This is a genomic window from Phenylobacterium sp. (genome assembly GCF_030697925.1).
In the GTDB taxonomy this organism is placed as follows: domain Bacteria; phylum Pseudomonadota; class Alphaproteobacteria; order Caulobacterales; family Caulobacteraceae; genus Phenylobacterium.
Map to the genome: position 1 here is coordinate 1 of NZ_JAUYOJ010000120.1, position 3,456 is coordinate 3,456.

Genomic DNA, 3,456 nt, shown 5'->3' on the forward strand with positions numbered 1-3,456 from the left:
CGCAAGGACATCGCGCGGATCAAGACCGTCCTGCGTTCCAAGCAGACCGCGGCCTAAGGAGACAACGAACATGCCCAAGCGAATTCTCGAAGGCGTCGTCGTCTCCGACAAGGGTGACAAGACGATCGTGGTGAAGGTCGAGCGGACCTTCCTGCATCCGGTGCTGAAGAAGACCGTCCGTCGGTCGAAGAAGTACCACGCCCATGACGAGGCCAACGCCTACAAGGCCGGCGAGGTCGCCCGCATCATCGAATGTGCGCCCAAGTCGAAAACCAAAACCTGGGAAGCCCTGCCCAAGGCCGCTTCTCAAGCCGCGTCGTAAGGAAGGTCCGATTCTATGATCCAGATGCAGACTAACCTCGAAGTCGCCGACAATTCCGGCGCGCGTCGTGTGATGTGCATCAAGGTGCTCGGCGGCGCTGGCCGTCGTTACGCCGGCGTGGGCGACAAGATCGTCGTCTCCGTGAAGGAAGCCATTCCGCGCGGCCGGGTGAAGAAGGGCGACGTCCTTCAAGCCATCGTCGTGCGCACGTCCTCGGCGATCAAGCGCAAGGACGGCTCGGTGATCCGGTTCGACAAGAACGCCGCCGTCATCGTGAACAAGCAATCCGAGCCGATCGGCACGCGGATCTTTGGCCCGGTTCCTCGCGAACTGCGCGCCAAGAACCACATGAAGATCATCTCGCTCGCGCCTGAGGTGCTGTAATGGCCGCGAAGATCAAGAAGGGGGACCGCGTCGTGGTCCTCACCGGCAAGGACAAGGGCCGTCAAGGCAATGTCCTGAAGGTCCTGCCCAAGGACGAGCGCGTCGTCGTGGAAGGCCTGAACATGGTTCAGCGCCACACCCGTCCGACGCAATCCGACCCGCAGGGCGGCATCAAGAACAAGGAAGCCGCGCTGCACGTCTCGAACGTCGCCATCGTGGATTCCAAGGGCAAGCCGACCCGCGTCGGTTTCCGGGTCGAAGGCGACAAGAAGGTCCGCGTCGCCAAGACGACCGGTGAGGTGATCAATGGCTGAGCAAGCTTACGAGCCGCGGCTGAAGTCCGAATATCGCCAGCGCATCCGCGCGGTGATGAAGGAGCAGTTCGGCTATACCAACGAAATGCAGATCCCCAAGCTGGACAAGATCGTCCTGAACATGGGGATCGGCGAAGCGGTGTCGGACTCCAAGAAGGTCAACGCCGCGATCGCCGACCTGGCGAGGATCGCCGGCCAGAAGCCGGTGCCGACCAAGGCCCGTAACTCCATCGCCGGCTTCAAGCTGCGCGAAGGCATGGTGATCGGCGCCAAGGTGACCCTTCGCAAGGACCGCATGTACGAGTTCCTGGACCGTCTGATCACCATCGCGCTGCCGCGGGTGAAGGACTTCCGGGGCCTGAAGCCGACCTCGTTCGACGGTCGTGGCAACTACGCCATGGGTCTGAAGGAGCACATCGTGTTCCCGGAGATCAACTACGACCAAATCGATCAGATGTGGGGCATGGACATCATCGTCACCACGACTGCGAAGACCGATGACGAAGCGCGCGCGCTTCTCAAGGAATTCCAGTTCCCGTTCGTTCAAGCGTAAGCGGCGGGAAGGAAAGAGAAAATGGCCAAGAAAAGCGCCGTCAATCGCAACGAGATGGTCCGCAAGCTGGTGAAGCAATTCGCCGCCAAGCGGGAAGCCCTCAAGGCGATCGCCAACGACGAGTCCCTGCCGCTCGAAGAACGCTTCGAAGCCCGGCTGAAGCTCGCCGAACTCCCGCGCAACTCGTCCAAGACCCGCATCCGCAACCGGTGCGAAGTCACGGGCCGTCCGCGCGCCTACTACCGCAAGCTGCGGATGAGCCGGATCGCCCTGCGCGACCTGGGTTCCATGGGCCAGATTCCTGGCCTCGTTAAGTCGAGCTGGTGAGGAGGGTCCAATGGTGAACGACCCCGTTGGCGATATGATCGCCCGCATCAAGAACGCCGCGACCCGCGGCCGTTCGAAGGTTTCCACGCCGGCCTCGAAGATGCGCGCGCGCGTCCTCGATGTCCTGGCCGAAGAAGGCTACATCCGCGGCTATCACTTGGTCGAGAAGCCGGGCGCTTTCCCGGAATTCGAGATCGAGCTGAAGTACTTCGACGGCCAGCCGGTGATCGTTGAGATCCGCCGTGTGTCGAAGCCGGGCCGCCGGGTCTATTCGTCGATCAAGGACCTGAAGCCGATCAAGAACGGCCTCGGGATCTCGATCCTGTCGACGCCGAAGGGCGTCATGTCGGACACGGCCGCGCGTGACGCGAACGTGGGCGGCGAAGTGCTCTGCCGGGTCTATTGATATGTCGCGGATCGGAAAGAAGGCGGTCGCTGTCCCCTCTGGGGTGACGGTGACCATCGAAGGCCAGACGGTGACGGTGAAGGGGCCCAAGGGCCAGCTCGCCTGGACCCTGGCCGAAGAGATCGAGATCAAGCAGGAGGGCGCCGAGCTCCTCCTGTCCAAGCACGTCGAGACCACCCGGGCGCAAGCCATGTGGGGCCTGTCGCGCACGCTGATCGCCAACATGGTGCAGGGCGTGACCGACGGCTTCGAGAAGAGCCTCGAGCTGGTCGGCGTCGGCTATCGCGCGGCGATGAAGGGCAATGCGCTCTCCATGCAGCTGGGCTTCAGCCACGAAGTCGATGTCCCGCCTCCGGCGGGGATCACCTTCGCGGTGCCGAAGCAGACCGAGATCAAGATCTCGGGCATCGACAAGCAGGTCGTGGGCGAAATCGCTTCGCAGATCCGTCGTCTGCGTCCGCCGGAGCCCTACAAGGGCAAGGGTGTCCGCTACGCCGGCGAGCAGGTTCGCCGCAAAGAAGGCAAGAAGAAGTAGGCCATGGCTCTTAAACCCCGTGACACCGCCAAGCGGCGCGCCGAGCGCAACCGCATCCGTCTGCGGTCCGTGGCGAACGGCCGGCCACGTCTGTCGGTCTTCCGCTCGTCCAAGAACATCTACGCCCAGGTCATCGATGATGAGCGCGGCGTGACCCTGGCGGCCGCCTCCACCCTCGAAGAGGGCGAGAAGACGGCCAAGGGTTCGGACAAGGACGCCGCCGCCCGCGTCGGCGCCCTGGTGGCGCAACGCGCCATCGAAAAGGGCGTCAAGGACGTCGTCTTCGATCGTGGCGGCTACATCTATCACGGCCGGGTGAAAGCCCTCGCCGACGCCGCGCGCGAAGCCGGCTTGAACTTCTAGGGGTACCCAGATGGCTCGTGGCAACGAACAACGCGGTGAAGGCGGTCAACGCCGGGACCGCAACCGGGGCGCTCCGCAAGACGAGCGCGCCGACAGCGACATCGTCGAAAAGCTGGTGCACATCAACCGCGTCGCCGCCACCGTGAAGGGTGGCCGCCGCTTCTCGTTCGCCGCCTTGATGGTGGTGGGCGACCAGAAGGGCCGCGTGGGCTTCGGTCATGGCAAGGCGCGTGAAGTGCCGGAAGCCATCCG

The 3,456-nt window shown here is 63.6% G+C and carries 8 protein-coding genes and 1 pseudogene; all 9 read left to right on the top strand.

All coding sequences use genetic code 11. The features are described from left to right. Nucleotides 1–70 precede the first annotated feature (70 nt). Entirely contained in the window at nucleotides 71–322 is a 252-nt protein-coding gene (gene rpsQ, locus Q8Q88_RS11065) for a 30S ribosomal protein S17 (RefSeq protein WP_254836848.1), read from the top strand. Nucleotides 323–337: 15 nt separating this feature from the next. Beyond that, nucleotides 338–706, top strand: coding sequence for a 50S ribosomal protein L14 (gene rplN / locus Q8Q88_RS11070; RefSeq protein ID WP_056018090.1), 369 nt, complete (start codon nucleotides 338–340; stop codon nucleotides 704–706). Beyond that, entirely contained in the window at nucleotides 706–1,020 is a 315-nt protein-coding gene (gene rplX / locus Q8Q88_RS11075) for a 50S ribosomal protein L24 (protein ID WP_305675248.1), read from the top strand. The genes rplN and rplX overlap by 1 nt, the downstream gene beginning before the upstream one ends. Then, complete coding sequence (gene rplE / locus Q8Q88_RS11080; protein ID WP_305675249.1) at nucleotides 1,013–1,573, top strand: 50S ribosomal protein L5; 561 nt, start codon at nucleotides 1,013–1,015, stop codon at nucleotides 1,571–1,573. The genes rplX and rplE overlap by 8 nt, the downstream gene beginning before the upstream one ends. Before the next feature lie 21 nt (nucleotides 1,574–1,594). Then, nucleotides 1,595–1,900 carry a 30S ribosomal protein S14 gene (gene rpsN / locus Q8Q88_RS11085; protein WP_254836851.1) on the top strand — a complete coding sequence of 102 codons (306 nt, stop codon included), beginning with the start codon at nucleotides 1,595–1,597 and terminating at the stop codon, nucleotides 1,898–1,900. 10 nt (nucleotides 1,901–1,910) lie between these two features. Continuing rightward, nucleotides 1,911–2,306 carry a 30S ribosomal protein S8 gene (rpsH, locus tag Q8Q88_RS11090; RefSeq protein ID WP_254836852.1) on the top strand — a complete coding sequence of 132 codons (396 nt, stop codon included), beginning with the start codon at nucleotides 1,911–1,913 and terminating at the stop codon, nucleotides 2,304–2,306. A 1-nt stretch (nucleotide 2,307) separates the two neighbouring features. Beyond that, a complete protein-coding gene (gene rplF, locus Q8Q88_RS11095) occupies nucleotides 2,308–2,841 on the top strand; it encodes a 50S ribosomal protein L6 (RefSeq protein WP_305675250.1) in 534 nt (177 codons plus the stop codon). 3 nt (nucleotides 2,842–2,844) lie between these two features. After that, entirely contained in the window at nucleotides 2,845–3,204 is a 360-nt protein-coding gene (gene rplR / locus Q8Q88_RS11100) for a 50S ribosomal protein L18 (protein WP_305675251.1), read from the top strand. Nucleotides 3,205–3,214: 10 nt separating this feature from the next. Then, nucleotides 3,215–3,456, top strand: a pseudogene (locus tag Q8Q88_RS11105) (30S ribosomal protein S5); the annotation flags it as partial.

Coding starts and splice junctions, on each gene's coding strand:
- rpsQ (WP_254836848.1), top strand. CDS start 71: ATGCCCAAGCGAATTCTCGAAGGCGTCGTCGTCTCCGACAAGGGTGAC.
- rplN (WP_056018090.1), top strand. CDS start 338: ATGATCCAGATGCAGACTAACCTCGAAGTCGCCGACAATTCCGGCGCG.
- rplX (WP_305675248.1), top strand. CDS start 706: ATGGCCGCGAAGATCAAGAAGGGGGACCGCGTCGTGGTCCTCACCGGC.
- rplE (WP_305675249.1), top strand. CDS start 1,013: ATGGCTGAGCAAGCTTACGAGCCGCGGCTGAAGTCCGAATATCGCCAG.
- rpsN (WP_254836851.1), top strand. CDS start 1,595: ATGGCCAAGAAAAGCGCCGTCAATCGCAACGAGATGGTCCGCAAGCTG.
- rpsH (WP_254836852.1), top strand. CDS start 1,911: ATGGTGAACGACCCCGTTGGCGATATGATCGCCCGCATCAAGAACGCC.
- rplF (WP_305675250.1), top strand. CDS start 2,308: ATGTCGCGGATCGGAAAGAAGGCGGTCGCTGTCCCCTCTGGGGTGACG.
- rplR (WP_305675251.1), top strand. CDS start 2,845: ATGGCTCTTAAACCCCGTGACACCGCCAAGCGGCGCGCCGAGCGCAAC.